General features: G+C 63.8%; 19 protein-coding genes. 8 read left to right on the forward strand and 11 right to left on the reverse strand.

Going from position 1 to position 21,951, the window contains the following annotated elements; translation table 11 throughout:
• Positions 1–30: 30 nt before the first annotated feature.
• Positions 31–648, reverse strand: coding sequence for a TetR/AcrR family transcriptional regulator (locus K288_RS0111300; RefSeq protein WP_027579650.1), 618 nt, complete (start codon positions 646–648; stop codon positions 31–33).
• 60 nt (positions 649–708) lie between these two features.
• Positions 709–1,248: a PaaI family thioesterase gene (locus tag K288_RS0111305; RefSeq protein ID WP_027579651.1), complete on the reverse strand. Its 540-nt coding sequence runs from the start codon at positions 1,246–1,248 to the stop codon at positions 709–711.
• Between the two features lie 133 nt (positions 1,249–1,381).
• On the opposite strand from K288_RS0111305, the gene K288_RS0111310 reads away from it, so the two are divergent.
• The 3 genes from K288_RS0111310 (at position 1,382) to K288_RS0111320 (ending at position 5,088) form a co-directional block, all read left to right on the forward strand.
• Positions 1,382–2,152, forward strand: coding sequence for an enoyl-CoA hydratase (locus K288_RS0111310; RefSeq protein WP_027579652.1), 771 nt, complete (start codon positions 1,382–1,384; stop codon positions 2,150–2,152).
• 277 nt (positions 2,153–2,429) lie between these two features.
• The gene (locus tag K288_RS0111315) at positions 2,430–3,626 is read left to right on the forward strand and encodes an acetyl-CoA C-acyltransferase (RefSeq protein WP_027579653.1); all 1,197 of its coding nucleotides are present in this window, start codon (positions 2,430–2,432) and stop codon (positions 3,624–3,626) included.
• A gap of 169 nt (positions 3,627–3,795) precedes the next feature.
• Complete coding sequence (locus K288_RS0111320; protein WP_027579654.1) at positions 3,796–5,088, forward strand: MFS transporter; 1,293 nt, start codon at positions 3,796–3,798, stop codon at positions 5,086–5,088.
• An 82-nt stretch (positions 5,089–5,170) separates the two neighbouring features.
• Here the strand turns inward: K288_RS0111320 and K288_RS0111325 are convergent, their stop codons facing one another.
• From K288_RS0111325 to K288_RS0111335, 3 genes are all read right to left on the reverse strand, one after another.
• The gene (locus tag K288_RS0111325; protein WP_043159634.1) at positions 5,171–6,517 is read right to left on the reverse strand and encodes a carbohydrate porin; all 1,347 of its coding nucleotides are present in this window, start codon (positions 6,515–6,517) and stop codon (positions 5,171–5,173) included.
• A 19-nt stretch (positions 6,518–6,536) separates the two neighbouring features.
• Entirely contained in the window at positions 6,537–7,556 is a 1,020-nt protein-coding gene (locus K288_RS0111330) for a transporter (protein WP_027579656.1), read from the reverse strand.
• Between the two features lie 134 nt (positions 7,557–7,690).
• Positions 7,691–8,473, reverse strand: coding sequence for an acetoacetate decarboxylase (locus K288_RS0111335; RefSeq protein WP_027579657.1), 783 nt, complete (start codon positions 8,471–8,473; stop codon positions 7,691–7,693).
• Between the two features lie 152 nt (positions 8,474–8,625).
• On the opposite strand from K288_RS0111335, the gene K288_RS0111340 reads away from it, so the two are divergent.
• Positions 8,626–9,798: a patatin-like phospholipase family protein gene (locus K288_RS0111340; protein WP_027579658.1), complete on the forward strand. Its 1,173-nt coding sequence runs from the start codon at positions 8,626–8,628 to the stop codon at positions 9,796–9,798.
• A 105-nt stretch (positions 9,799–9,903) separates the two neighbouring features.
• On the opposite strand, the gene K288_RS0111345 is transcribed toward K288_RS0111340, so the two are convergent.
• Both K288_RS0111345 and K288_RS0111350 read right to left on the reverse strand, forming a co-directional pair.
• A complete protein-coding gene (locus K288_RS0111345; protein WP_027579659.1) occupies positions 9,904–11,463 on the reverse strand; it encodes a carboxyl transferase domain-containing protein in 1,560 nt (519 codons plus the stop codon).
• Positions 11,393–12,367, reverse strand: a complete 975-nt coding sequence (locus K288_RS0111350) for an IclR family transcriptional regulator (protein WP_027579660.1) — start codon at positions 12,365–12,367, stop codon at positions 11,393–11,395. The genes K288_RS0111345 and K288_RS0111350 overlap by 71 nt, the downstream gene beginning before the upstream one ends.
• 133 nt (positions 12,368–12,500) lie before the next feature.
• Between K288_RS0111350 and K288_RS0111355 the strand changes: the two genes are divergently transcribed.
• The 4 genes from K288_RS0111355 to glsA all read left to right on the forward strand — a co-directional run bounded on the left by K288_RS0111355 (position 12,501) and on the right by glsA (position 18,132).
• Positions 12,501–12,722: an acetyl-CoA carboxylase biotin carboxyl carrier protein subunit gene (locus K288_RS0111355; RefSeq protein WP_027579661.1), complete on the forward strand. Its 222-nt coding sequence runs from the start codon at positions 12,501–12,503 to the stop codon at positions 12,720–12,722.
• A gap of 158 nt (positions 12,723–12,880) precedes the next feature.
• A complete protein-coding gene (locus tag K288_RS0111360) occupies positions 12,881–14,026 on the forward strand; it encodes a TAXI family TRAP transporter solute-binding subunit (RefSeq protein ID WP_027579662.1) in 1,146 nt (381 codons plus the stop codon).
• Between the two features lie 148 nt (positions 14,027–14,174).
• Positions 14,175–16,250 carry a TRAP transporter permease gene (locus K288_RS0111365; protein ID WP_027579663.1) on the forward strand — a complete coding sequence of 692 codons (2,076 nt, stop codon included), beginning with the start codon at positions 14,175–14,177 and terminating at the stop codon, positions 16,248–16,250.
• Between the two features lie 22 nt (positions 16,251–16,272).
• Positions 16,273–18,132 carry a glutaminase A gene (gene glsA, locus K288_RS0111370; RefSeq protein ID WP_027579664.1) on the forward strand — a complete coding sequence of 620 codons (1,860 nt, stop codon included), beginning with the start codon at positions 16,273–16,275 and terminating at the stop codon, positions 18,130–18,132.
• Positions 18,133–18,205: 73 nt separating this feature from the next.
• On the opposite strand, the gene K288_RS0111375 is transcribed toward glsA, so the two are convergent.
• From K288_RS0111375 to K288_RS0111395, 4 genes are all read right to left on the reverse strand, one after another.
• Positions 18,206–18,733, reverse strand: a complete 528-nt coding sequence (locus K288_RS0111375) for a carboxymuconolactone decarboxylase family protein (RefSeq protein ID WP_027579665.1) — start codon at positions 18,731–18,733, stop codon at positions 18,206–18,208.
• A 376-nt stretch (positions 18,734–19,109) separates the two neighbouring features.
• Entirely contained in the window at positions 19,110–19,469 is a 360-nt protein-coding gene (locus K288_RS0111385) for an OB-fold domain-containing protein (RefSeq protein WP_027579666.1), read from the reverse strand.
• A complete protein-coding gene (locus K288_RS0111390; protein WP_027579667.1) occupies positions 19,466–20,602 on the reverse strand; it encodes a thiolase family protein in 1,137 nt (378 codons plus the stop codon). The genes K288_RS0111385 and K288_RS0111390 overlap by 4 nt, the downstream gene beginning before the upstream one ends.
• A gap of 178 nt (positions 20,603–20,780) precedes the next feature.
• Positions 20,781–21,947: an acyl-CoA dehydrogenase family protein gene (locus K288_RS0111395; RefSeq protein ID WP_027579668.1), complete on the reverse strand. Its 1,167-nt coding sequence runs from the start codon at positions 21,945–21,947 to the stop codon at positions 20,781–20,783.
• Positions 21,948–21,951 lie beyond the last annotated feature (4 nt).

The following is a 21,951-nucleotide window of genomic DNA, read 5'->3' on the forward strand; positions in this document are numbered from 1 at the left end:
GGGCACGCTGCGCTTTGCCCACCCTACGGGTCAGTGCGCCTTTGCGCGCGGCTTCTTGGCTGCCGGCTTCGCGGCGGCACGGGACAATACGGCTTCGCGGCCGGCGGCGAGGATATCGTCGGAGAACTCGCCATTGCCGGCGACGCGGGCCATCACGACGGTTCCCATCATGGTCGCGAGCGCAGCCATCGCCTGCTTGCGCGCGGTCTTGGGCGGCACGTCCGGAATCTGATCGGCTATCATGTCGATCATCCGCTCCAGCCTGGCGGCGAAGGCCTTGCGGGTCTTCGGGCTTTCGCGGGCGATCTCGGCGCCGAGCGAAGGAACCGCGCAGCCACGGCCGGGATCGTCGCGATGCGTCGTCGACAGATAGGCCTCGACGATGGTCGCCAGCCGCTTCTCCGGCGGGGTCTCCTCGACAAGCTTGCGCCAGCGCTCGTTGCCGCGGTCCATGGCATAGCCGAACGCCTCGATCACCAGCGCCTCGCGGGAATCGAAATGGGCGTAGAAGCCGCCATGGGTCAGTCCGACCTCCTTCATCAGGTCGGCGACGCCGATGCCATGGGCGCCGCGCTCGCGCAGCCTGACCGAGGCCTGCTTCACGATCCGCTCGTGGGTCTCAGTCTTGTGTTCTTTCGAATAACGCATGGGAGTCTCATTGGATGTTTCCGGTCATATAATAACATCCGCCCGGGAAAAAAGCTGCATTTATTTCGGACTCGCACCGCCCCCGATCATGGAAAAGGTCGCGGTTGCGTGCACTGCAAGCTTGCCGGCACCGTCGCGGACGAAACCTTCGGTATAGCTGGTCTGGCGGCCAAGCTTGATGACCTTGCCTTCGGCGCGGATTGTGCCTGAACGCACTGAGAGCGGTCGCAGATATGTGAGCTTCAGATCGAGCGTGACAGAGGCCTGGCCGGCGGGGAGCGCGGTCGTGATCGCGCAACCCATGGCGGTATCGAGCAGCGCCGCGGCGGTCGCGCCGTGCAAGAGGCCGATCGTGTTCTCCAGGCTCTCCTCGGGATCAAGTTCCATCACGATTCGGCCAGGCTCGACTTCCGCCATGCGCAAGCCCATCAGCTTGGCGAACGGTGGCGGCGGCAGGATGCCGTCGCGAATCCCGCACATCGCTTCCATGCCGGACATCGCGGCAGCAACCTTCGCGATCGGTTGAGGCGTCTGCCAATGCACCACGCGCTCGCGGCGGGACGCCGGCGAGTGCAGATCGACAGTATCGGAGGAGGTCATGGCAACTCCTTTTAAATGATGATCATCATTCTATTGCACGCACTGCCGCATCGCAACACCGGTTGCGACGGCTTGACAAGCGCCGCCATTGTCCGGGAAGTGGCCGGATGTTCCCCTGCCCCGAGATGATCCCATGGAAATGCTCAATCCCCATTGCGGCGTCGATCGCGACTCCCGCGGTGTGGTCCGCCTCACCGTCTGCAACGCCGGCTCGCTGAACATCCTGAGTTCGGCCGTCACCGATGGCGTCCGGGAAGGGTTCGAAAAACTTGCCGGCGACCGCGATATCCGCGCGGTGATCCTGGCCGGCCAGAGCGAGAAGAGCATGATCGGCGGCGCCGACATCAAGGAGATGGCGAGGCTCGAGCAGAAGTCGGCGGAGGTCTTCATCACACGGCTGCGCGACCTCGGCGAGGCCGTGCGCCGGTTTCCGGCGCCAGTCATCGCGCGAATGCCGGGCTGGTGCCTCGGCGGCGGGCTGGAAGTGGCCGCGGCCTGCGATTTCCGGATCGCGGCGCATGACGCGAAGTTCGGCATGCCCGAAGTGCGTGTCGGCATCCCCTCGGTGATCCACGCCGCGCTGCTGCCGCGGCTGATCGGCTGGAGCCGCGCGCGCTGGCTGGTGATGACGGCTGAGAACATCGACGCCCCCACCGCACTCGCCTGGGGCCTCGTCGACAAGGTCGCGAAAGCAGGCGAGCTTGACGCTGAGGTCGAACACACCGTGACGGCGCTGCTCGAATGCGGCCCGGAAGCGCTGCGCATCCAGAAGGACTTGCTGCGGCAATGGGAGGAACTGCCACTGACGGAGTCGGTCAATTTGAGCGTCGGCGTGTTCGGAAAATCGTTCCTGACCGGCGAACCGCAGCGGCTGATGCAGGGATTTCTGGAGCGGAAGCGCTAGCCGCATAAGACGCCGTCATGCCCCGCGAAGGCGGGGCATCCAGTAACCACCGGACGTCGTTCTGTGGTTACTGGATCATCCGCCGGAGCCTGTCATCGGGCGGCGCTTCGCGCCGACCCGGTGGCGGATGATGACAGCGGGGCGGATGAACCAGTTCCCCGGTCAGTTCATGCGTCGGGCGACAATTTCTCATGCGGGCGGGGCGTTGCAATTTTTGCAATGCATCATATGATCATCGTCATGTGACAAAGAATCCACCGATATCAGGGAGCCCGCCATGGCCAATGCCTCCGATCCCATCGTCATCCTTTCCGCCGCCCGCACGCCGCTCGGCCGTTTCCTGGGCGAATTGTCGCCATTCAGCGCGCACAAGCTCGGTTCCCATGTGATCGGCGCGGCGCTGGAGCGGGCAAAGCTCGCGCCCGAGCGCGTCGACGAAGTGTTCATGGGCAACGTGCTGCCGGCCGGTCAGGGCCAGGCGCCGGCCCGCCAGGCCGCGCGCGGCGCTAAACTGCCGGACGCGACCGGCGCCACCACCGTCAACAAGGTATGCGGCTCCGGCATGAAGGCGACCATGCTCGGCCACGACATCATCAAGGCCGGTTCGGCCGAGATCGTGGTATCCGGCGGCATGGAGAGCATGAGCAACGCGCCCTACCTGCTTGCCAAGGCGCGCGGCGGCTATCGCGCCGGCCATGATCGCATCATCGACCACATGATGATGGACGGACTGGAGGACGCCTACGAGACCGGACGTTCGATGGGCGATTTCGGCGAGGCGACGGCGGAGGCGTATCAGTTCACGCGCAAGGACCAGGACACCTACGCGATGGAGACGCTGACGCGGGCGCGCAACGCCGTCGAGGGCGGCGCGTTCAAGGCCGAGATCGTGCCGATCACCATCACGGAAAAAGCCGGCCCGCGCGTGATCGCCAATGACGAGCATCCGCTTAAAGTGGATCCCGCCAAGATCCCCGGATTGAAGCCGGCATTCCGCGCCAACGGCACCATCACGCCGGCGGCCTCCTCCGCCAATGCCGACGGCGCTGCGGCACTGATCCTCGCCAAACGTTCGCTGGCCGATCGCGACGGCCTGCCGGTGCTGGCCGAGATCAAGGGCCACGCCACCCACAGCCAGGAACCGCAATGGTTCACCACGGCGCCGATCCCGGCGATCCGCAAACTGCTCGACAAGGTCGGCTGGAGTGCCGGCGACGTCGATTTGTTCGAGATCAATGAGGCGTTTGCGGTGGTGGCGATGGCCGCGCAGCGCGATCTCGGAATCCCCCGTGAAAAACTCAACATCAATGGCGGCGCCTGCGCGCTCGGCCACCCGATCGGCGCCACCGGCGCGCGGCTGATCGTGACGCTGCTGCACGCACTGGAAGCGCAGAATCTGAAGCGCGGCGTCGCCGCGCTCTGCATCGGCGGCGGCGAGGCCACCGCGATCGCGGTCGAGCGCGTCGCGCAGTAGACAGAGCGTTTTCGAGCGAAGCGGATACCGGTTCGCGTGAAGAAAACGCGTCAAAGTAAGAATCCGCCGTGATGTCCTGAAATGAGGGAAGCATGGCATTTACGTCATACGTCCCTCGGGGCAGTATCGCCTGATAGACTAACCTTCGCGTAGAATTTTCTGAGGCTGCATGATTTCGAACTGGCTGGCGGCCGCCCTCGGCCGCCGCAATATCCATTACGGCTGGGTGATGGTCGGCGTCACCTTCCTCACGTCGCTGATCGCCGCCGGCACAGTCGGCGCGCCCGGGGTGTTCATCGTGCCGCTGCAGAAGGAGTTCGGCTGGAGCACGGCCGAGATTTCGTCGGCACTCTCGATCCGCTTCATCCTGTTTGGACTGATGGCGCCGTTCGCGGCGGCGCTGCTGAACCGCTACGGCCTGCGCAACGTGACACTGACCGCGCAGCTCATTGTCGGCTGCGGCCTGCTCGCATCGCTGGCGATGACGCAGGTCTGGCAGCTGATCCTGCTGTGGGGTGTGGTGATCGGAATCGGCACCGGCATGACCGCGCTGGTGCTGGGCGCCACCATCGCGACACGCTGGTTTGTGGCGCAGCGAGGCCTCGTGATCGGCATGCTGACCGCGAGTGTCGCCACCGGGCAATTGGTGTTCCTGCCGCTGCTTGCGAGCGTTACCGATCGCTTCGGATGGCGCGTCGCACTCACACTGATCTGCGTCATGCTGGGCGTTTCCGCAGCGCTGGTGTTGCTCGCGATGCGCGATCGCCCGAGCGATCTCGGGCTGCGTCCATTTGGCGATGCCGGCACCGAGCCGCTGCCCGCTCCGGCGCCGAGCAAGGCACCGATCATGCTGGCTGCCCTCGGCACCCTTCGAGATGTCTCGAAATCGTCGGTGTTCTGGATCCTGTTTGCAACCTTCTTCATCTGCGGCGCCAGCACCAACGGTCTGATCCAGGTGCACCTGATCCCGATGTGTGTCGATTTCGGTATTCCGCAGGTGCAGGCTGCAAGCCTGCTCGCCGCGATGGGCATTTTCGACTTCTTCGGCACCATCGCGTCAGGCTGGCTCTCGGACCGTTACGATAACCGCTGGCTGCTGTTCTGGTATTACGGACTGCGCGGGCTGTCGCTGGTGTTCCTGCCATTCACCGACTTCTCGTTCTACGGGCTGTCGCTGTTTGCAGTGTTCTACGGGCTCGACTGGATCGCAACGGTGCCGCCCACGGTCCGTCTCACCGCGCAGCGCTTCGGCGCCGAGCGCGCCAACCTGGTTTTCGGCTGGATATTTGCGGGCCATCAACTCGGCGCGGGCATCGCCGCCTTCGGCGCCGGCCTCTCGCGCACCATGCTAGCGACCTACCTGCCCGCCTTCTTCGTCGCCGGCGCACTCTGCATCGTCGCAGGCTTGAGCGTGCTGGCGATCAAGCGACCGGCCCTGAAAGCGGCCGCGGCAGCCGCTTAGAGCGTGATGTTGGTTTACCTCTCCCGCAAGCGGGAGAGGGAGCGCAGCATTCCTCGCGGATACAACTCAACCCTATCATGCCTTAATACGAGATGATCGTGCGCACGCCGACCATCACGCCATCCTTGATGCGATGCGTCTGCGTGGGATCGTAGGGATCGACCGCGCCGCCACCGGGATGCGCGATATATTGAAGCACCGGCTGCAGCGAGAAGTTGGGCGTGACCTCATGCTGATAGGTGATCTCAAAGATCGCCTCGTAGTCGCGGATCGGGTATGGCGTGCCGGTGAAGAACTGGATGTCGCGGTCGAGGGCGCGGGCGCTGTCGGATATCCTGGCGTAGGTTGCAGCGACGCCGAACCGGTCGTTCGGATAGGCGTCGCTGAAACCGGTGAACAGGAAGCCGCCGTCGACATAGGCGTTAACCAGGTTGCGATCGGACGGGCTCACCGAGGCCCGCATAAAGAAGGCAATGCCCTTGTCCGACCCGGGTGCGGCGCGCGCGAGCAATTGCTCATAGACCATGAACAATCCGTTGTTGCGTCGCAGCCAGAGTGGATCGCCGGAGCTGTTGGGATCGGCGAGTGACAGGCCGTCGGCCGAAAAGCGCTGATCGGGAAACGACATCATGTGATACCAGCCGCCGCCGGTGATGGTCGCCGGCAACCGGCTCTCGCCAATCTCGAACTTGTATTTGAGCTGGCCGATCCACCAGGGCGGATCGTTGACGCGAAACAGCAGACCATTGGCATTGGCGATCTGCGCATCGTCCGCGTCGGGCGGCGCGGCGCTGCCATCGAACAGGGCAAGATAGGCGGTGATCTTGTCGGAGAGCCGCGCCTTCACACGGATTCCCGGGACGGCAAGCGGCGGCGACGGCCCCCCGCCAGGCAGGTTGATCCCGGTGATGCCGGGCCAACCCAGCGCGGAGTTGATGAAGATGTCGTCGTACTGGCTGTCGATGAACTCGATGTCGGAGGCCTGCTGGCCGACGCGGACGGCGAGCCTGCCGTCGAGCAGTTGCTGCTCGATCCAGAACTCATAGAGGCGTGTGGAAGGCAGCGCCTCGACGCCCGAGACCAGCATCAGATTGCCGATATAGCTGCGCGACAGGCCGTCGCCATGGATCTGGAACATGTTGGCGTGGAACGTCGCGCCGGTCCAGCCCATCACCTTTTCCAGGTCGATGGTGGTGCCGAGGTCGAGGCGCCCGGTATAGATCGCGCCGGTGCGCATGCCGCCAGTAACGTTGGCGAGCCCCTCGCCGATATAGGTCAGGGTGAACTGGTAGCCAGCGTCGGCCAGCTTGTCGCGCAGGTCCTTGTTGTTACTGCTGTCGGGCTGATCGCCGGCGTGGACGGCTGACGCGAGGGCAACGGCGGTGATCGCCGCGAATACCCTGACCACGCGGATGAGCACTCGGTACATGCAATAATACCGCAGCCCGTTATTTGACGATGCCCAGGCGACGCATGATCAGATAGGCAAGGCCGGAGGCGCTGATCATCAGCACCGCGGCCCAGAGGAAGCCGCTGTCGACGTCGGTGAGCGGCAGCCCCTTGGTGTTCATGCCGAAGATGCCAGTGACCAGCGTCGGCGGCAGCAGCATCATGGTCACGACCGACAGCGCGTGCAGATGGCGGTTGCTCTCCTCCTCCAGCTTGAAGCGAAGCTCCTCCTCGAGCAGCCGGCTGCGCTCGCGCAGCTCAGTGATATCGTGGTCGAGGCCGTCGAGCCGCTGTGCGAGCTTCGCCGCATGCAGGCGCAGCGCCGGGCTGAGATTGTCGGGGTTCTTCTGCTCGAGCCGGTGGAACAGGACGCGCAGACCGGCAAGCTGACGGTGCAGCCGCAGACAAGTCCGCCGCAACCGGCCCAATCCAGCCCGCATGTCCGACTTGGTCTCGCCGGACACCACCCGGTCCTCAATGTCGTCGATCTCGGTGGCGATCTTGTCGGCCATCCGGTCCATGGTGTCGGCGACCTCGTCGATGATCTTCTCGAGCAGCGCCGCCACCGTCGCGACGCGATGGCCACCCTCGAGCACGCGGCGCGTGGCATCGACCGCGCACAGCGCCTGATGGCGGCCGCTGATCAGGAAGCGCTCGGTCATCGCGAAGCGAAGGAAGCCGGTTTCCTGCGTCGGGGAATCGATCTCGCGCACGAGATCGGAGAACACGCCATAGACGCAGTTGTCGATGATGTGGAGCTGCTGGAAATTGTCGTGCGACAGCAACAGATCGCGCGCGAGCGCGGGAATCTGCAGGTCGGCAAGCCATTGCCGCGTGCGACCATCCGCCAGATTGAAATGCAGCCAGAGCCTGCCATCATGGCTGAACTCGATCGGCGCATCGATGGCTAGGGATTCAGCGCTGCCGTCGCTATGCAGACGGAATGCCCACACCAGGCCCGGGATCGCCGGCATGGTGTCCGCGGGCACGTTGACGATTTTCGCCGGTTCAGCCGACATGACCAGCCCGAAGCTCAACGCGATACATCGCTAACCCCTGCGGTAGCCAGCACAATACCCGTGCGGGGCATCCACCCCGCACGCACGCCAGCACACGATACAATTACGTTTTTGTTACAGTTTAATGTCGCGGACTACTCCGCCGCGAGACCCGTTGCGGCAACCTGCTCGCCTTCCTTGTTGTAATCGTGCACGACGCGGCCAAACGGCAGCGTCAGATCGGCGAGGAAGTGATGCGCGCCGACCACTCGCCGCACCGGAAAATCGGCAACCGGCGCATTGACATGCGGCACCAGATGCAACCGGCCGGGGCCGATCCATGAGCCCTTGACGTTGATATCGGTCAGGTTGATCGCAACGAGCTGACAGACTTCGAGACGGCCGTCGACGCCCGGGATCATCTTCAGATTGATCTGCGTCTTCGACAGCGTGGCGCGGGTGATGTCGCCATTGCCCGCCATGCTCTCGTGCTTGTAGCCCATGGTGCCCATGGCGACGAGCTGGCCGGCATATTCCAGCGTGCCGGTCAGCGTGTCCTTGACGATCTCGAGCTTGGGATGGGCGTATTTCTTCGGAAATCCCCAGATCTCCCGGCCCGCCGCAATCGGCGGATCATCGTCGAGGTACATCTGCGAAACAAAATTGACCTCTTCGCCGTGCAAGCGCGCCGGGATCACCAGACCGGACTCGGTATAGCTGCCGAAGCCCGAACTATCAGGCATTTTGATCCACTCGTAATGCACGATCGGCTGATCAATCGGCTCGAGCGGCTCGGGCAATCCGGCACGGATCAACTCGGGATCGGTCTCGTAGGTAATGACCAGAAATTCGCGATTGACGAAACGATACGGTCCTGCGGGATAACTCGGACCCGCGGCCGGCATCGACGGAAGCCTCAAAAGCTCTTCCCGGCGCATCGCAAATCCCCTGTTTGCAATTGGTCAGCCGAACGCTAGCGGCGGACATTGACACTGATATGAGGGATTTCCTTCAGCCGCATGACCCGGCGTAGCTGTCATCAGCACGTCACGGGCACACGGAATCGTTGGCGCGCAGGGAGTGTCAGGACATGGATGTGCGTAGCCCACATTTCGACGAACAAGAAACTGCAACCTCCCATCGCGGCTGGCGGCCGGAGCGTTGCGACCGTGTCGCGCTGGTGCTGCAAGGCGGCGGTGCGCTCGGCGCCTACCAGGCCGGCGTTTACCAGGCGCTGCACGAAGTTGGTATCGAGCCGGACTGGATCTGCGGAGTCTCGATCGGCGCGATCAACTCGGCAATCATCGCCGGCAATCCGCCGGAGCGACGGCTGGAGCGGCTGCACACATTCTGGGACCGCATCACCAGCCGCAAGATCTGGCACTATACGCCGGACGGCGACATCTTCCGCAAAGCGCGCAACTTCACCAGTTCGTTCATGACGACGGTGATGGGCCAGCCCGGCTTCTTCGCACCCCACACCACCAACCCATGGCTCAGCGCGGCCGGCGCCAGGACCGCCACGAGCTATTACGACACGGCGCCATTGCGCGAGTCGTTGCTGGAGCTGGTCGATTTCGAGCGCATCAATTCCAAGAAGATGCGCTTTGCCGTCGGCGCCGTGAACGTGCTGTCGGGCAACTTCATCTATTTCGACAACGCGCATGACGAGATCATTCCCGAGCACATCATGGCGAGCGGCGCGTTGCCGCCGGCGCTGCCGATGGTGAAGGTCGGCACCGACCATTTCTGGGATGGCGGCATCGTCTCCAACACGCCGCTGCAGCATCTGCTCGACCAGTCCGACAGCCGGAATTCGCTGGTGTTCCAGGTCGACCTGTTCTCGGCCCGCGGCGTGCTGCCCCGCGACATCCAGGACGTGATGGCCCGCCACAAGGACATCATGTATTCCTCGCGCACGCGCTACAACACCGACATGTATCGCAAGACCCACAATCTCCGCGCCCGCCTCTACAAGGCGCTGTCGAAGATTCCGGACGAGCAGTTGTCGGCGGAAGAGCGCGAACTGCGCGATTCCAACAGCGCCCTGCCGAGCATCGCGATCCTGCAATTGATCTATCAGCAGAAGGCCTATGAAGGCCACGCCAAGGATCACGAATTCTCGGGCACCTCGATGCGCGAGCACTGGATGAGCGGGCACGAGGACACCAAGCGCACGCTGATGCGGCGCGACTGGATCAAGATGCCCGACAACGGCATGGGCATCGTCGTCCACGACGTGCACCGCGAGAACGAGGTGTAATTCCAAGCGTCATTGCGAGCGGAGCGAAGCAATCCATGCCGCGACTTGTGGAGAGATGGATTGCTTCGTCGCTTACGCTCCTCGCAATGACGGAGGGGCCGACGGCTAAGGCCGTGTCGACATGTTGCTCGGCGGCCCCGCTGTGCGGACCGGCTCCGCCAAACGCGCGAACTCGCAGAGCAGGGATCGCGTCCTGCGGGGATCGATCACTTCCTCGACCCAGAATTTCTCGGCCGAGCGAAATGGCGAGCGCAGCTTGTTGAGGCGATCCTCGATCTCCTTCAGCTTCGCCGTCGGATCGGGCGCCGCGTCGATGTCGGCGCGATAGGCGGCCTCGATGCCGCCCTCCAGCGGCAGCGAACCCCAATAGGCCGACGGCCAAGCGTAGCGCATCGAGAAGCGGTTCGCCGGCTGGTGCACCACGCCGGCGACACCGAACGCGTTACGCACAATGATCGTGCACCAGGGCACGGTGCTCTGGTTGACCGCCGCCATCGCGCGCACGCCATGGCGGATGGTCGCGCTCTTCTCCGCCTCGAGCCCGATCATGAAGCCGGGGCAGTCCATCAGGTAGACCACGGGCAGATGGAAGGTCTCGGCGAAATCGACCCAGCGGATCACCTTCTGGCAGGCTTCCGCCGTCCACGAGCCGCCATAGTGGAAGGGATCGCTCGCCAGCAACAACACCGCCCTGCCCTCCAGCCGCGCCAGGCCGACAATGATCGGCTTGCCGAAATTCGCGCTCACCTCGAAGAACGAACCCTTGTCGACCACGGCCTCGATGATCGGGCGCATCTTGTAGACCTGCCGGCGGTTGCGCGGCACGGCCTTCATCAGCGATTCCTCGACCCGTTCAGGATCGTCGGTGCAGGGCACGGTCGGCGGCAGCTCGAACACCGATTGCGGCAGATAGGAGAGGAAGCGCCTCGCGCACTCGAACGCCTCCTCCTCGGTATCGACCGCCTGGTCGATCGCGCCGGCGCGGGTCTGGATGTCGGCGCCGCCAAGCTCCTGCTTGGTCAGATCCTGCCCGAGCCGTTTCACCACCGGCGGGCCGGCGACGAACATCGCGGAGCTCTTCGTCATCACCGAATAATGCGTGGCCGCAAGGCGTGCCGCGCCAAGGCCCGCGACCGAGCCAAGTCCGAGACCGACGACCGGTACGCGCGCGAGGTTCGCCGTCGTGTACCAGTACCAACGCGTGCCGCCGACGCCGCCGGGCAGGTTCGCCGCGCCGCGCGTCTCGATCGTCTTCACCGAACCGCCGCCGCCGGAGCCTTCGATCATGCGGATGATCGGCAGCCGGAAATCATGCGCCATCTCCTCCGCCATCAATGGCTTGGCGGAAATCGACGCATCGGCCGAGCCGCCGCGCACGGTGAAATCGTCGCCGACCACGACCACAGGCCGGCCGTCCACCTTGGCGCGGCCGAACACACAGTTCGCCGGCGTCAGCTGCTTGAGCTCGTTGTTGTCGTCATATTCGGCGATCCCGGAAATGGCGCCGATCTCGTGGAAGGATTTCTGATCGACAATCTTGTCGATGCGCTCACGAACGGTAAGCCGGCCTTGATCGCGCTGTCGTTTGACCTTCTCAACGCCTCCCATCTCCCGCGCGAACGCTTCGCGCCGGGCGAGGTCGTCGAGTTCCGGCTTCCAGTTCATTCCTCTCCTCCGTCTTTATGATTTTGTTATTGTTCACGGCTGCCGGAACGGATTTTCGCTCGAGCCGGTTGTTGAAGATGCTGTTGTCGGCGCCTTCGAGCAGGCTTGCGAGTGCGGCACCGAGCTGCACCATCTGCGGCGCGACTTCCTTGTGCAGCCGCTTCTCGTCATACATCGCCGACAAGAGGCCGATCGTCGCGACGACATAGGTCTGGTATTGCGGCGACCACAGCGGCACCGCGACGCCGTTGATGTGCGGACTCCAGAGGCCGCAGGCGACGACATAGCCGTGCTCGCGCAAAAGGCGGCGATTGCCTTCGATGCGCGGCTTGAGCAGCTTCGCACCTTCGGAAATCTCGCGCTCCATCTCCGCGATCAGGGCGTCGCCGACCTCGGGCTCAAGCGCGGCCGTATAGGCATGACCAGCGGCGGTGGTCGTCATCGAGATCCGGCTGCCGGTGACCTCGTGCAGCCCGAGCGCATTCGCCGAGCGCGCATATTCGAGATAGACGAGCTGGAAGCGATCGGGGATGACGAAGCCGACAGTGCCGGGCAATTGCTCGGCGACGTCCTGCAGACGCTGACGGATCAGGTTGCGGAGCTGCAGGCCCTTCATCATCGCGGTGCTCATCGCCACCGCGCTCGGACCTATCCGATATTTCTGATCGCGCGGCAGATAGACGAGCTGTCCCATCCGCGTCAGCGTGTGCGTAAGCCGCGACACCGTCGATCGCGGCAGGCCACAGCGATTCGATATTTCGAGATTGCCGAGCCGCGCCTCGTGTCCCTCGAAACATCGGAGGACATCAAACGCGCGCGACACGACCTGGATCACATCGCCCTCGCCTGCGAGATCGCTGGCGAGCATTCCTTGACGGCTAAGCCGTTCCGAGCGCCTTCCCATTTGTTATAGGCTCCATTCCGCCACACGGAATAAAATTCCACTTGCAGAACAAGCTACCTCAGGCAATGTGCCGCCACAACAAAAGCCGTTCGCAGAGCGCTATGCGTTTCGCGAAACGGATGGGGAGCCTGGAATGCCAGATATCAAGATCATCACCGAAGTGGCCGGCCGTGTATGCGCTATACCAGTGGCGGCCGGTGCCAGCATCGCCGACGGCGACGAGGTCGCGCTCGTCGAAGCGATGAAGATGGAGATTCCGGTGACGTCGACCGCCGCGGGCACCGTCAAGTCGATCCTCGTCAACATCGACGACGTGATCGCCGAGGGACAGGCGGTCGCCATCGTCGAGACCTGACGCGCACACAATCAAAGTTCGATCCGCGACAATCTGTCCGGTGATGCGACGCGAGCAGCGGCGAAGGCCAACCGGCCGCGCCGTTGCCATCATCGCTATGCGATGCAATGATCCTCCCAAACAACAAGTTTCGCATAGCGAAACACCAGGGAGGAACCATGATCCGTCGTCTGCTCGCGCTCGGCGTCACCTTACTTGCGTCCGCACCTTCACTCGCCGAAGACATCAAGCTGCCGCCGACGATGGGCGTGACCGCCTACGACACCGGCACCGCGGGATTCAACATCGCAGTCGGCGTCGGCAAGATGATGAAGGACAAGTACGGCACCGATCTCCGCGTGTTGCCAGCGGGCAACGACGTGGCGCGGCTGGCGCCGCTGCGCGCCAAGCGCGCCCTGATGTCGGCGATGGGGTCTGGCACCTATTTCGCGCAGGAAGGCGTGTTCGAGTTCGGCGCCAAGGAATGGGGACCGCAGCCGCTGCAACTCTTGTTGTCCTCGGTCGACTGCAACGCCGGCTCGCTCGGCGTGGCCGCCGATATCGGCGTCAAGGACATCAAGGATCTCAAGGGCAAGCGCGTCGGCTTCGTGGTCGGCTCACCCGCGCTGAACCAGAACTCGCTCGCCATCCTCGCCTTCGGCGGCCTGACGCAGGGCGACGTCAAGGCCGTCGAATTCGCAAGCTACGGCGCGATGTGGAAGGGCCTGATCAACAACGACACCGACGCTGCCTTCGGCACCACCATCACCGGACCCGCGAAGGAAGCCGAGACCTCGCCGCGCGGACTGATCTGGCCGCCGCTTCCGGCAGGCGACAAGGCCGGATGGGAACGGGTGCAGAAGGTCGGCTCATTCTTCTTCCCGCATCGCGCGACCTGCGGCGCCGGCATTTCGCCGGAAAAGCCGATCGAGCTCGGCAACTACCCCTACCCGATCTTCGTCGCCTATGCGTCGGTGCCAGCGGACCAAGTCTACGCCATCACCAAGGCAATGATCGTCAACTACGACGCCTACAAGGATTCCGCTCCGGGCGCGAGCGGGCTTGCCGCTGATAGGCAGACCAAGAACTGGGTCGTGCCGGTGCACGCCGGCGCGGTGAAGGCGCTGAAGGAAGCGGGCCAATGGAACGACCAGCAGGAGGCCCACAACAACGCGCTGTTCAAGCGCCAGGAAGCGCTCACCGCCGCCTGGGCGGAATATGGCAAATCCAATCCGTCCTCGGATGAGAAGGCGTTCCTGGAAGGCTGGATGAAGGCGCGCGCGGCAGCGCTTGCCAAGGCCAACATGCCGAACGGCTTTGAATAAAGCCGCACGCTTCCGCTGCTAGAGCGTGATGACTTTTCTTTGAATCGTCATCCCGCTCTAGCTCTTTGTTTGAGCATGATCTTGTTCGGAAAACCGGTGTCCACTTTTCCGGATCATGCTCCAGCCAACGCCATTGTGGGTATCCCTGATGTCAGCTTCTCCGCTCGATAGCGCCGTGGCCGCGCCGCCGAAGAGGATCGAGTTTGAAGATCCCCACGCCGGCACCAGCAACCTGCAGGAGGCTGAGGTCACGCGCGTGCGCAGCCTGCGCGGCGGCTGGCGCTGGGCGCTGGTGGTCGCAACCGCGGCCACCATCCTGCTCTGTATCAACCAGCAATTCTCGCTGCGCTTCCTGATCGGCTACACCCAGCTCAACACCGAATATTTCTATCTGCTGATCGCACTGATGCTGCCGTTCACGTTCCTGATCTTTCCGGGAACGGGCACGGCGCCGCTCGACCGGATTCCCTGGTACGATCTTCTCCTGTTCGTACTGACATTCGCAGCCGCGATCTGGCTGATGCTCAACATTCGCAGGGCCGCGCAGTTCGGCTGGGAATCCGATGGCGCGCCGCGCAACGTGCTCGTTGCCGGCGTCGTGATGTGGGCGGTGCTGATGGAGGCGCTGCGCCGCACTGGCGGCTGGAGCCTCTTGCTCAGCGTGTTCCCGTTCACCGTCTATCCGTTGTTTGCCGAAGCCAAATGGCTCGGGCCGTTCCGCGGCTCCGAACTCACCTTCGACCAGGCCACCGCCTACCACGTGCTTTCGGGCGAGAGCCTGCTCGGGATTCCGATCCAGGCTTTTGCCGATACCGTGATCGGCTTCCTCGTCTTCGGCACCGCGCTGATGATGACGGGTGCCGGAAAGTTCTTCATCAACATCGCCTTTGCGCTGTGCGGCACGTTCCGCGGCGGGGCGGCGAAGGTCTGCATCTTCGCGAGCGGCCTGCTTGGCATGATGTCGGGCTCGATCATTTCCAACGTGCTCACCGCCGGCACCATGACTATCCCGGTGATGAAGCGCAGCGGCTTCCGCGCCTCCTATGCCGGCGCAATCGAGGCTTGCGCCTCGACCGGCGCGGTGCTGGCGCCACCGGTGATGGGCGCCACCGCCTTCGTGATCGCGCAATTCCTGAACATCAGCTACGCCGAGGTCGCGGTCGCCGCGATCATTCCCGCCGCGCTCTACTATATCGGCCTGTTCATGCAGGTGGACTCCTATGCCGCGCGCTACGGCCTGAAGGGCATTCCGCGGGCCGAACTGCCACGGGTGCTCGATACCCTCAAGTCCGGCTGGTATTACGTGTTCGTCATCGCGCTCCTGATCGTGATGCTGCTCTACTTCAAGCGCGAGAGCCACGCGCCGTTCTACGCCACTGCGCTGCTGCTGGTGCTGAACCAGATCTTCTCCAAGGAGACGCGCTGGACGCCGGCTACGATCGCGAAATTCCTCGAGGTCAACGGCCGCACCTTCGTCGAGCTGGTCGGCATCCTCGCCGGTTGCGGGCTTCTGATCGGCGCATTCTCGATGACTGGCGTGGTCTCGAGCCTCGCCAACGACCTGCTGACGCTCGCGGGCGACAATGCCTTCCTGCTGCTCGCGATGTGCGCCTTCACCAGCCTGATCCTGGGGCTCGGGCTGACGACCACGGCCTGCTACATCTTCCTCGCAATCCTGGTGGCGCCGGCGCTGGAGAAGCTCGGGCTGAACCGAATGGCGGTGCACATGTTCATCTTCTATTGGGGCATGCTGTCGTCGATCACGCCGCCGGTTGCGATTGCGTCCTTCGCGGCGGCCGGCATCGCCGGATCGCCGGCGATGAAAACCGGGTGGGAATCGATGTGGGTCGGCAGCATCATCTATTTCATCCCGTTCTTCTTCGTGCTGAACCCGGCGCTGGTGCTGCAGGGTCCAAGCCCCTATCTCGCCGGGCTTGGTCTGATGGCCCTCGCCGCCTTGGGCACGCTGTTCATCTGCGGCGGCATTCAGGGCTATCAGGCCTTCGTCGGCGATCTCAGCCGCGCAGGCCCGCTGGAATGGCCGCTGCGGGTGCTGCTCGTGATCGGCGGCTTCGTGGTGGCGACGCCGGGCGGCGGCATCATGCCGTTGTCGCAGATGCAGGTGACGCTGCTCGGCCTTGCCATCCTGGTGCCGACGGTCCTGATCGCGCTGCTGCTGGTCCGTCGGCAGCCGCTCATGGCGAACCAGTTGCGCGCTCCCTGATTGCGTTGCACAAAAGGGGGCGATGAAACCCGAGCCGCCTCCTTCTTCCGCCAGCGCCACAGCCTGGACCCGCTCAAGACCGCCTCTGCTGCGGTTCCTGCAGTCATGCCACGACGAGTTCGCCGCCGAGACCGGCGGTGCCGTCGCCGATTACATTCCCGAACTCGGCAAGGCCGACCCTGCCCATTTTGGCATCAGTCTCGCCACCCTCGATGGCCATGTCTACGAGGTCGGCGACACCAAGGTGCCCTTCACCATCCAGTCGATGTCAAAACCCTTCGTGTTCGCGCTGGCGCTGGACACGCTGGGGGCGGCGCACGTGGAAAGCGCGATCGGCGTCGAACCGTCGGGCGATCCCTTCAACTCGATCCGGCTGAACGCGGAAAACCATCCGTTCAATCCGATGGTCAATGCCGGCGCCATTGCCTGCACCGGGCTGATCCATGAGGCCAAGGGCGAGGCTGCCTTCGACTACATCCGGCAGGCGCTCGGCCGCTTCGCCGGACGCGAACTCGCGCTCGACGAGGCCGTCTATCTTTCCGAAAGCACGACCGGCGACCGCAACCGGGCGATCGGCTATCTCCTGCGCACCAATGCCGTGATCAAGGACAACGTCGCTTCCGTGCTGGATGTCTATTTCCGACAATGCGCGGTCCTGGTGACCGCACGCGACATCGCGATCATGGCGGCAACGCTTGCCAATCGCGGCATCAATCCGGTGACCGGCGAGCAGGTGATGACGCCCTATGCGATTTCGCGTGCGCTCTCGGTGATGACGTCGTCGGGCATGTATGACTTCGCCGGCGAATGGATCTATCGCGTCGGCATCCCCGCCAAGAGCGGCGTCGGCGGCGGCATCCTCGCCGCACTCCCCGCCCGGCTCGGGCTCGGCAGCTATTCGCCCAAGCTCGACAAGCACGGCAACAGCGTGCGCGGCATCAAGGTGTGCGAGGCGCTGTCCTCGCATTACGACCTGCACATGCTCAACCGCAGCGACGATGCGCGCACCAGCATCATCGCCGACTACAATATCGGCAAGAGCCCATCGCGGCGCGTCCGTCGCCCGCAGGAGCGCGACATCCTCGCGGCGCATCCCCAGGAAGTGCGGATTATCGAGCTGGTCGGCACGCTGTCGCTATCCGCCGTCGATTACGTGTCACGGCGGCTGGCCTCGGAGCCGCGGCCGCAATTCGTCGTGTTCGACCTCCACCGGGTCACCTCCACCACCCGCGCCGGCGCGCGGCTGGTCGCGGAGGCCTTCGAGGAACTCGCCGCACTCGGCGTCACCGTGATCCTGTCCGGAATCAAACGCACGTCGACGGAATGGAAGACGCTGCGCGAATGGACGGCCAAGCTCGGTAACATCAGGGACTTCTATCTGCTCGACACCGCGATCGAATGGGCGGAGGACCAGATCGTCTATCGCTACGGCGGCTCGATCGATTTCTTCGAGACCACGGAATTCTCTGAGCAGCCGCTGCTGGCCGGATTGAGCGCGGAAGAATTGACGGATCTTGCGTCGCTCGCCGCAACGCGCATCTATCGCTCTGGCGAGAAGATCATCGCTGCCGGCGATGCCGCCAGCTCGCTGTTCTTCCTGCAGAGCGGCGTCGTGCACGTCACCCTGCCCGACGGCGTCCGCCTGGCAACGCTCACCGCCGGCATGGCGTTCGGCGAGATGGCGCTGATCGAGCCGGTCCGCTCTGCCGACGTATTAGCGGACCAGGCGGCGACTGCCTGGGAAATCCCGCTGCGCGACTTCGAGCGGTTTCGCAAGCAGCACCCGCGCGCCGGCGAGCGGATCATGCGCAACCTCGCGCAACTGCTCGCCGACCGCCTGATCGTCGCCAACGCGAAGGTGGATCTGTTGACGTCGACTTAGGTCTCTCGATCTCCCTCTTCCCTCTCCCCGCAGGCGGGGAGAGGCGAAGGGAGTTCGCGGCCGCAGCTATGACTCAACCCACCACTTCCGTGACCGGCTGCAGGTCGATCGCGAACGTTTCGAGGAATTTCGAGGTCATGATGTAGAAGCCGACCGAGAGCTGCAGTTCGACGAGCGCGGCTGGCGAGAGCTTGGAGGCGATCGCGTTGAAGGTGGCGTCCGTCGGCTTCTTGAGCTTGACGATCTCATCGGTGAAGGCGAGCGCGGCGCGCTGCACGTCGTTGAAGCAGGTGGCAGACTGCCAGTTCTCCAGCGCCGCGTTCTGCTCGTCGGTGACGCCGACGTTCTTGCCGATCCGCTTGTGCGCGACGATCTCGTAAGGCGCTTCGCACAGGATTCCGGTGCGCGTGATCGCAAGCTCGCGCACGATCGGATCAAGCTCCCCTTTGTGTCTGATCGCGCCGCCGAGCCTGCAATATTGCTCAAAATATGCAGGCGAATGCGCCATCATGCGGAAGATGTTGGCGTTGCGGTTCTTGTCGAGGATTTCGCGGGTGCGATCGCTGGCCTTGGCGGGGTCGCTGTATTCGATACGAGCCATCGTTTCCTTCTCGTTTCTTTTGTCGCGTTTTGCTTTGGTTCCGTTAAGTTTCGAGACACTATCTGGCGCTTGACGCAGGAGCAACACAGCCGAGTCAAAATGCCGCCGCAATGCTGACCGACCCTGCTACCGTCGATGTTCGCTGAGTGGGGACTCAATCAGAGCGAATGTGCGACGCGGGGTGTTCCGAGAGTACAAATCTAAAAGGCCGTCGCTTGCGCGGATTCCGCGACACGATGAGTCACGCCCAAGTCTAGGGGGAATAGGCATGAAGGAAGCCACCAGGAGGGCGGCCTCGGAAGCGCTTGCGCAAATGCTGGCGGTGACGGCAATGGTCGTCATCGCCAGCATTGTGCTCTACTGGCGGTGACCGCGATTATCTGACCTTTTCAAAATACGGCACGACACGACCCGCGAACTGCGCAAACCGCGCGTTCACCTTGTCGCCGATCGCAAGATCGTTCTCGCCGTGGGCCATCATCCGGAAACCTTCGGCGGTGTCGACCAGCACGATCTTGTAGGGCACATGCGCGCGCGTCTCGGGCGTGGCGGCGCGGCAGACCAGCGCGGTCGCGTATACGGTCCCTGCCCCGCTGGCGCGCTTCTCCGGCGGATCGGGCGCGCCGCAGACGGCGCAAAAGCTGCGGCGGAAATATTGCACAGCGCCGCAAGCGGCGCAGGATTGATAGACGATTGCTTCCGCACCCGTTGTCCAGTCTGCAAGTTTGCCGCTCATCGCACCCGCTCCAGGAACATGCTGACATGCGAGGACAGCACGCCGCCATCGCCATGCAATAGCGCGATCGAGGCATCGCGGACCTGGCGATTGCCGGCGCGCTCAGTCATCTGCAGATGCGTCTCGACCAGATGCGCCATCGCGCCGCCGACGCCGCAATGGCCGTAACTCAACAAGCCGCCATGGGTGTTGAGCGGCATCTCGCCGCCTTGATTGAAGTAGCCGGCACGCACGCGCGCGGCAGCCTCGCCGCGCTTTGCGAGGCCGAGATCTTCGAGCAGCATAGCAAGCGTGATGGTGAAGCTGTCGTAGACAGCAGCGTAACGCACATCGGAGATCGCAACGCCAGATGCCGCCTTGGCCTTGGCGATCGCAATCTCGGCGCCGAGTTCGCTTAAAGCCGGTGCGGCGGTGACATGCTGATGCGTGTGTGCCTGCGCACAGCCGCGGATGCGCACGCCGATATCGCGGGTCCGCTCGCGGCTGATCACGAACGCCGCGCCGCCGTCGGAAACGGGACAGCAATCGAGCAGCTTCAGCGGCTTGGCCACTGGCTTCGATGCCATCACGTCGGCGACCGTGATCGGCTCATGGAATTGCGCGCCGGGATGAGTCAGCGCGTGCTTGCGCATCAGCACGGCGAATTCGGCAAGGTCTTCTTCCGTGACGCCATATTCGTGCATGTAGCGGGAGGCAACGAGGCCGTAATAGGCGGGGATCGTCGGCCCGAGCGGCACTTCGTAATCGGGATGGCCGACTTGCGCGAGCGCCTGGATCGAGGCGTCGCGGCTCTGTCCGGTGAGCCGGTTCTCGCCACCGACCACGAGCACATGCTTCGCCACGCCGGCATCCACGAGATGATGCGCCAGCATGGTCATCGCGAGTCCGGTGGCGCCGCCGACCTGCACGGCATGGGCATAGGACGGGCGGATGCCGAAATGCTCGGCGAACACGGTCGCGAGCATGATATGCGGCGACACCGTGGAGTAGCCGCAGAGGATGCCGTCGATCTCCGATCGCCTCACGCCGGCATCCGAGATCGCAAGCTCCGCCGCCTTGCTCATGAGGTCAAGCGAGGACGAGCCTTCATGCTTGCCGAATGAGGTCAGCCCGACGCCGGTGATGAAGCTCATCTCCTAACCTCCCCTTGAAAAGGGGAGGTCGGTTTGCGCAGGGCGCAAACCGGGTGGGGATCATCTCTCTCCACACGCATACCTGCACCCGGGGCTGACCCCCACCCCGCCCTCCCCCTTTCAGGGGGAGGGCGAAGCGAGCGCGTCTCTTTGCACGCGACCATCATCACCACCACCATCAATACGACTTCGGCAGCCCGAGCACCTTCTCGGCGATGAAACTCAGGATGAGCTGCGGGCTTATCGGGGCGATGCGCGGGATCAGGGATTCCCGGAGGTAACGCTCGACGTGATATTCCTTCGCATAGCCGAAGCCGCCATGGGTCATCACCGCCTGCTCGCAGGCGCGGAAGCCGGCCTCAGCGGCGAGGAACTTCGCCGAATTGGCGGCGGGCCCGCAGGGAAGGCCCTGGTCGTAGTGCCAGCCGGCCGACAGCACCATCAGCCACGCGGCCTCCAGCTCCATCCAGCATTTGGCGAGCGGATGCTGGATCGCCTGGTTCATGCCGATCGGGCGGTTGAACACGATGCGGCTCTTGGCATAGGCCTGCGCCCGCGACAGCGCGACCTTGCCGAGCCCGACAGCTTCGGCCGCGATCAGGATGCGCTCCGGATTCATGCCGTGCAGGATATATTCGAAGCCGCGCCCCTCCTCGCCGAGGCGATCCTCGACCGGAATCTCGAAATTCTCGAAGAACAGTTCGTTGGAATCGACGGGCTTGCGGCCCATCTTCTCGATCTCGTGCACGGTGACGCGCTTCTTGTCGAAATCAGTATAGAACAGGCTCAGGCCCTGCGTCGGCGTCCGCACCTCTTCCAGCGGCGTGGTACGCGCCAGCAGCAGGATCTTGTTGGCGACCTGCGCGGTCGAGATCCAGACCTTCTGGCCGTTGACGATGTATTTGTCGCCCTTGCGCACCGCGCGGGTCTTGAGCTGCGTGGTGTTGAGCCCGGTGTTCGGCTCGGTCACCGCAAAGCAGGACTTGTCGCGGCCATCGATGATCGGCGGCAGCATGCGCTGGCACTGCTCCTTGGTGCCGAACACGACCACAGGATTGAGCCCGAACACGTTCATATGCACGGCCGATGCGCCCGACATGCCGGCGCCGGACTCCGAGATCGTGCGCATCATGATCGCGGCATCGGTGATACCGAGCCCGGAGCCGCCATATTCCTCGGGGATGCAGATGCCGAGCCAGCCGGCATCGGCGAGCGCGCGGTGGAAGTCGGCGGGATAGCCGCCCTCCTTGTCCTTCTTCAGCCAATAGGCGTCGTCAAAGCGCGCACAGATTTTTGCGACGGCATCGCGGATGGATTCCTGGTTGGCCGAGAGCGCAAAGTCCATCAGT

Origin of the sequence: Bradyrhizobium sp. Ai1a-2 (assembly GCF_000426245.1) — a bacterium.
GTDB lineage: Bacteria > Pseudomonadota > Alphaproteobacteria > Rhizobiales > Xanthobacteraceae > Bradyrhizobium.

What these genes read in the sequence shown, in the direction of transcription:
- glsA (WP_027579664.1), top strand. Translation starts at nt 16,273, where the DNA reads ATGAAACCCGAGCCGCCTCCTTCTTCCGCCAGCGCCACAGCCTGGACC.
- K288_RS0111365 (WP_027579663.1), top strand. Translation starts at nt 14,175, where the DNA reads ATGTCAGCTTCTCCGCTCGATAGCGCCGTGGCCGCGCCGCCGAAGAGG.
- K288_RS0111305 (WP_027579651.1), bottom strand. Translation starts at nt 1,248, where the DNA reads ATGACCTCCTCCGATACTGTCGATCTGCACTCGCCGGCGTCCCGCCGC.
- K288_RS0111375 (WP_027579665.1), bottom strand. Translation starts at nt 18,733, where the DNA reads ATGGCTCGTATCGAATACAGCGACCCCGCCAAGGCCAGCGATCGCACC.
- K288_RS0111335 (WP_027579657.1), bottom strand. Translation starts at nt 8,473, where the DNA reads ATGCGCCGGGAAGAGCTTTTGAGGCTTCCGTCGATGCCGGCCGCGGGT.
- K288_RS0111385 (WP_027579666.1), bottom strand. Translation starts at nt 19,469, where the DNA reads ATGAGCGGCAAACTTGCAGACTGGACAACGGGTGCGGAAGCAATCGTC.
- K288_RS0111330 (WP_027579656.1), bottom strand. Translation starts at nt 7,556, where the DNA reads ATGTCGGCTGAACCGGCGAAAATCGTCAACGTGCCCGCGGACACCATG.
- K288_RS0111325 (WP_043159634.1), bottom strand. Translation starts at nt 6,517, where the DNA reads ATGTACCGAGTGCTCATCCGCGTGGTCAGGGTATTCGCGGCGATCACC.
- K288_RS0111395 (WP_027579668.1), bottom strand. Translation starts at nt 21,947, where the DNA reads ATGGACTTTGCGCTCTCGGCCAACCAGGAATCCATCCGCGATGCCGTC.
- K288_RS0111355 (WP_027579661.1), top strand. Translation starts at nt 12,501, where the DNA reads ATGCCAGATATCAAGATCATCACCGAAGTGGCCGGCCGTGTATGCGCT.
- K288_RS0111320 (WP_027579654.1), top strand. Translation starts at nt 3,796, where the DNA reads ATGATTTCGAACTGGCTGGCGGCCGCCCTCGGCCGCCGCAATATCCAT.
- K288_RS0111340 (WP_027579658.1), top strand. Translation starts at nt 8,626, where the DNA reads ATGGATGTGCGTAGCCCACATTTCGACGAACAAGAAACTGCAACCTCC.
- K288_RS0111390 (WP_027579667.1), bottom strand. Translation starts at nt 20,602, where the DNA reads ATGAGCTTCATCACCGGCGTCGGGCTGACCTCATTCGGCAAGCATGAA.
- K288_RS0111310 (WP_027579652.1), top strand. Translation starts at nt 1,382, where the DNA reads ATGGAAATGCTCAATCCCCATTGCGGCGTCGATCGCGACTCCCGCGGT.
- K288_RS0111315 (WP_027579653.1), top strand. Translation starts at nt 2,430, where the DNA reads ATGGCCAATGCCTCCGATCCCATCGTCATCCTTTCCGCCGCCCGCACG.
- K288_RS0111360 (WP_027579662.1), top strand. Translation starts at nt 12,881, where the DNA reads ATGATCCGTCGTCTGCTCGCGCTCGGCGTCACCTTACTTGCGTCCGCA.
- K288_RS0111345 (WP_027579659.1), bottom strand. Translation starts at nt 11,463, where the DNA reads ATGAACTGGAAGCCGGAACTCGACGACCTCGCCCGGCGCGAAGCGTTC.
- K288_RS0111350 (WP_027579660.1), bottom strand. Translation starts at nt 12,367, where the DNA reads ATGGGAAGGCGCTCGGAACGGCTTAGCCGTCAAGGAATGCTCGCCAGC.
- K288_RS0111300 (WP_027579650.1), bottom strand. Translation starts at nt 648, where the DNA reads ATGCGTTATTCGAAAGAACACAAGACTGAGACCCACGAGCGGATCGTG.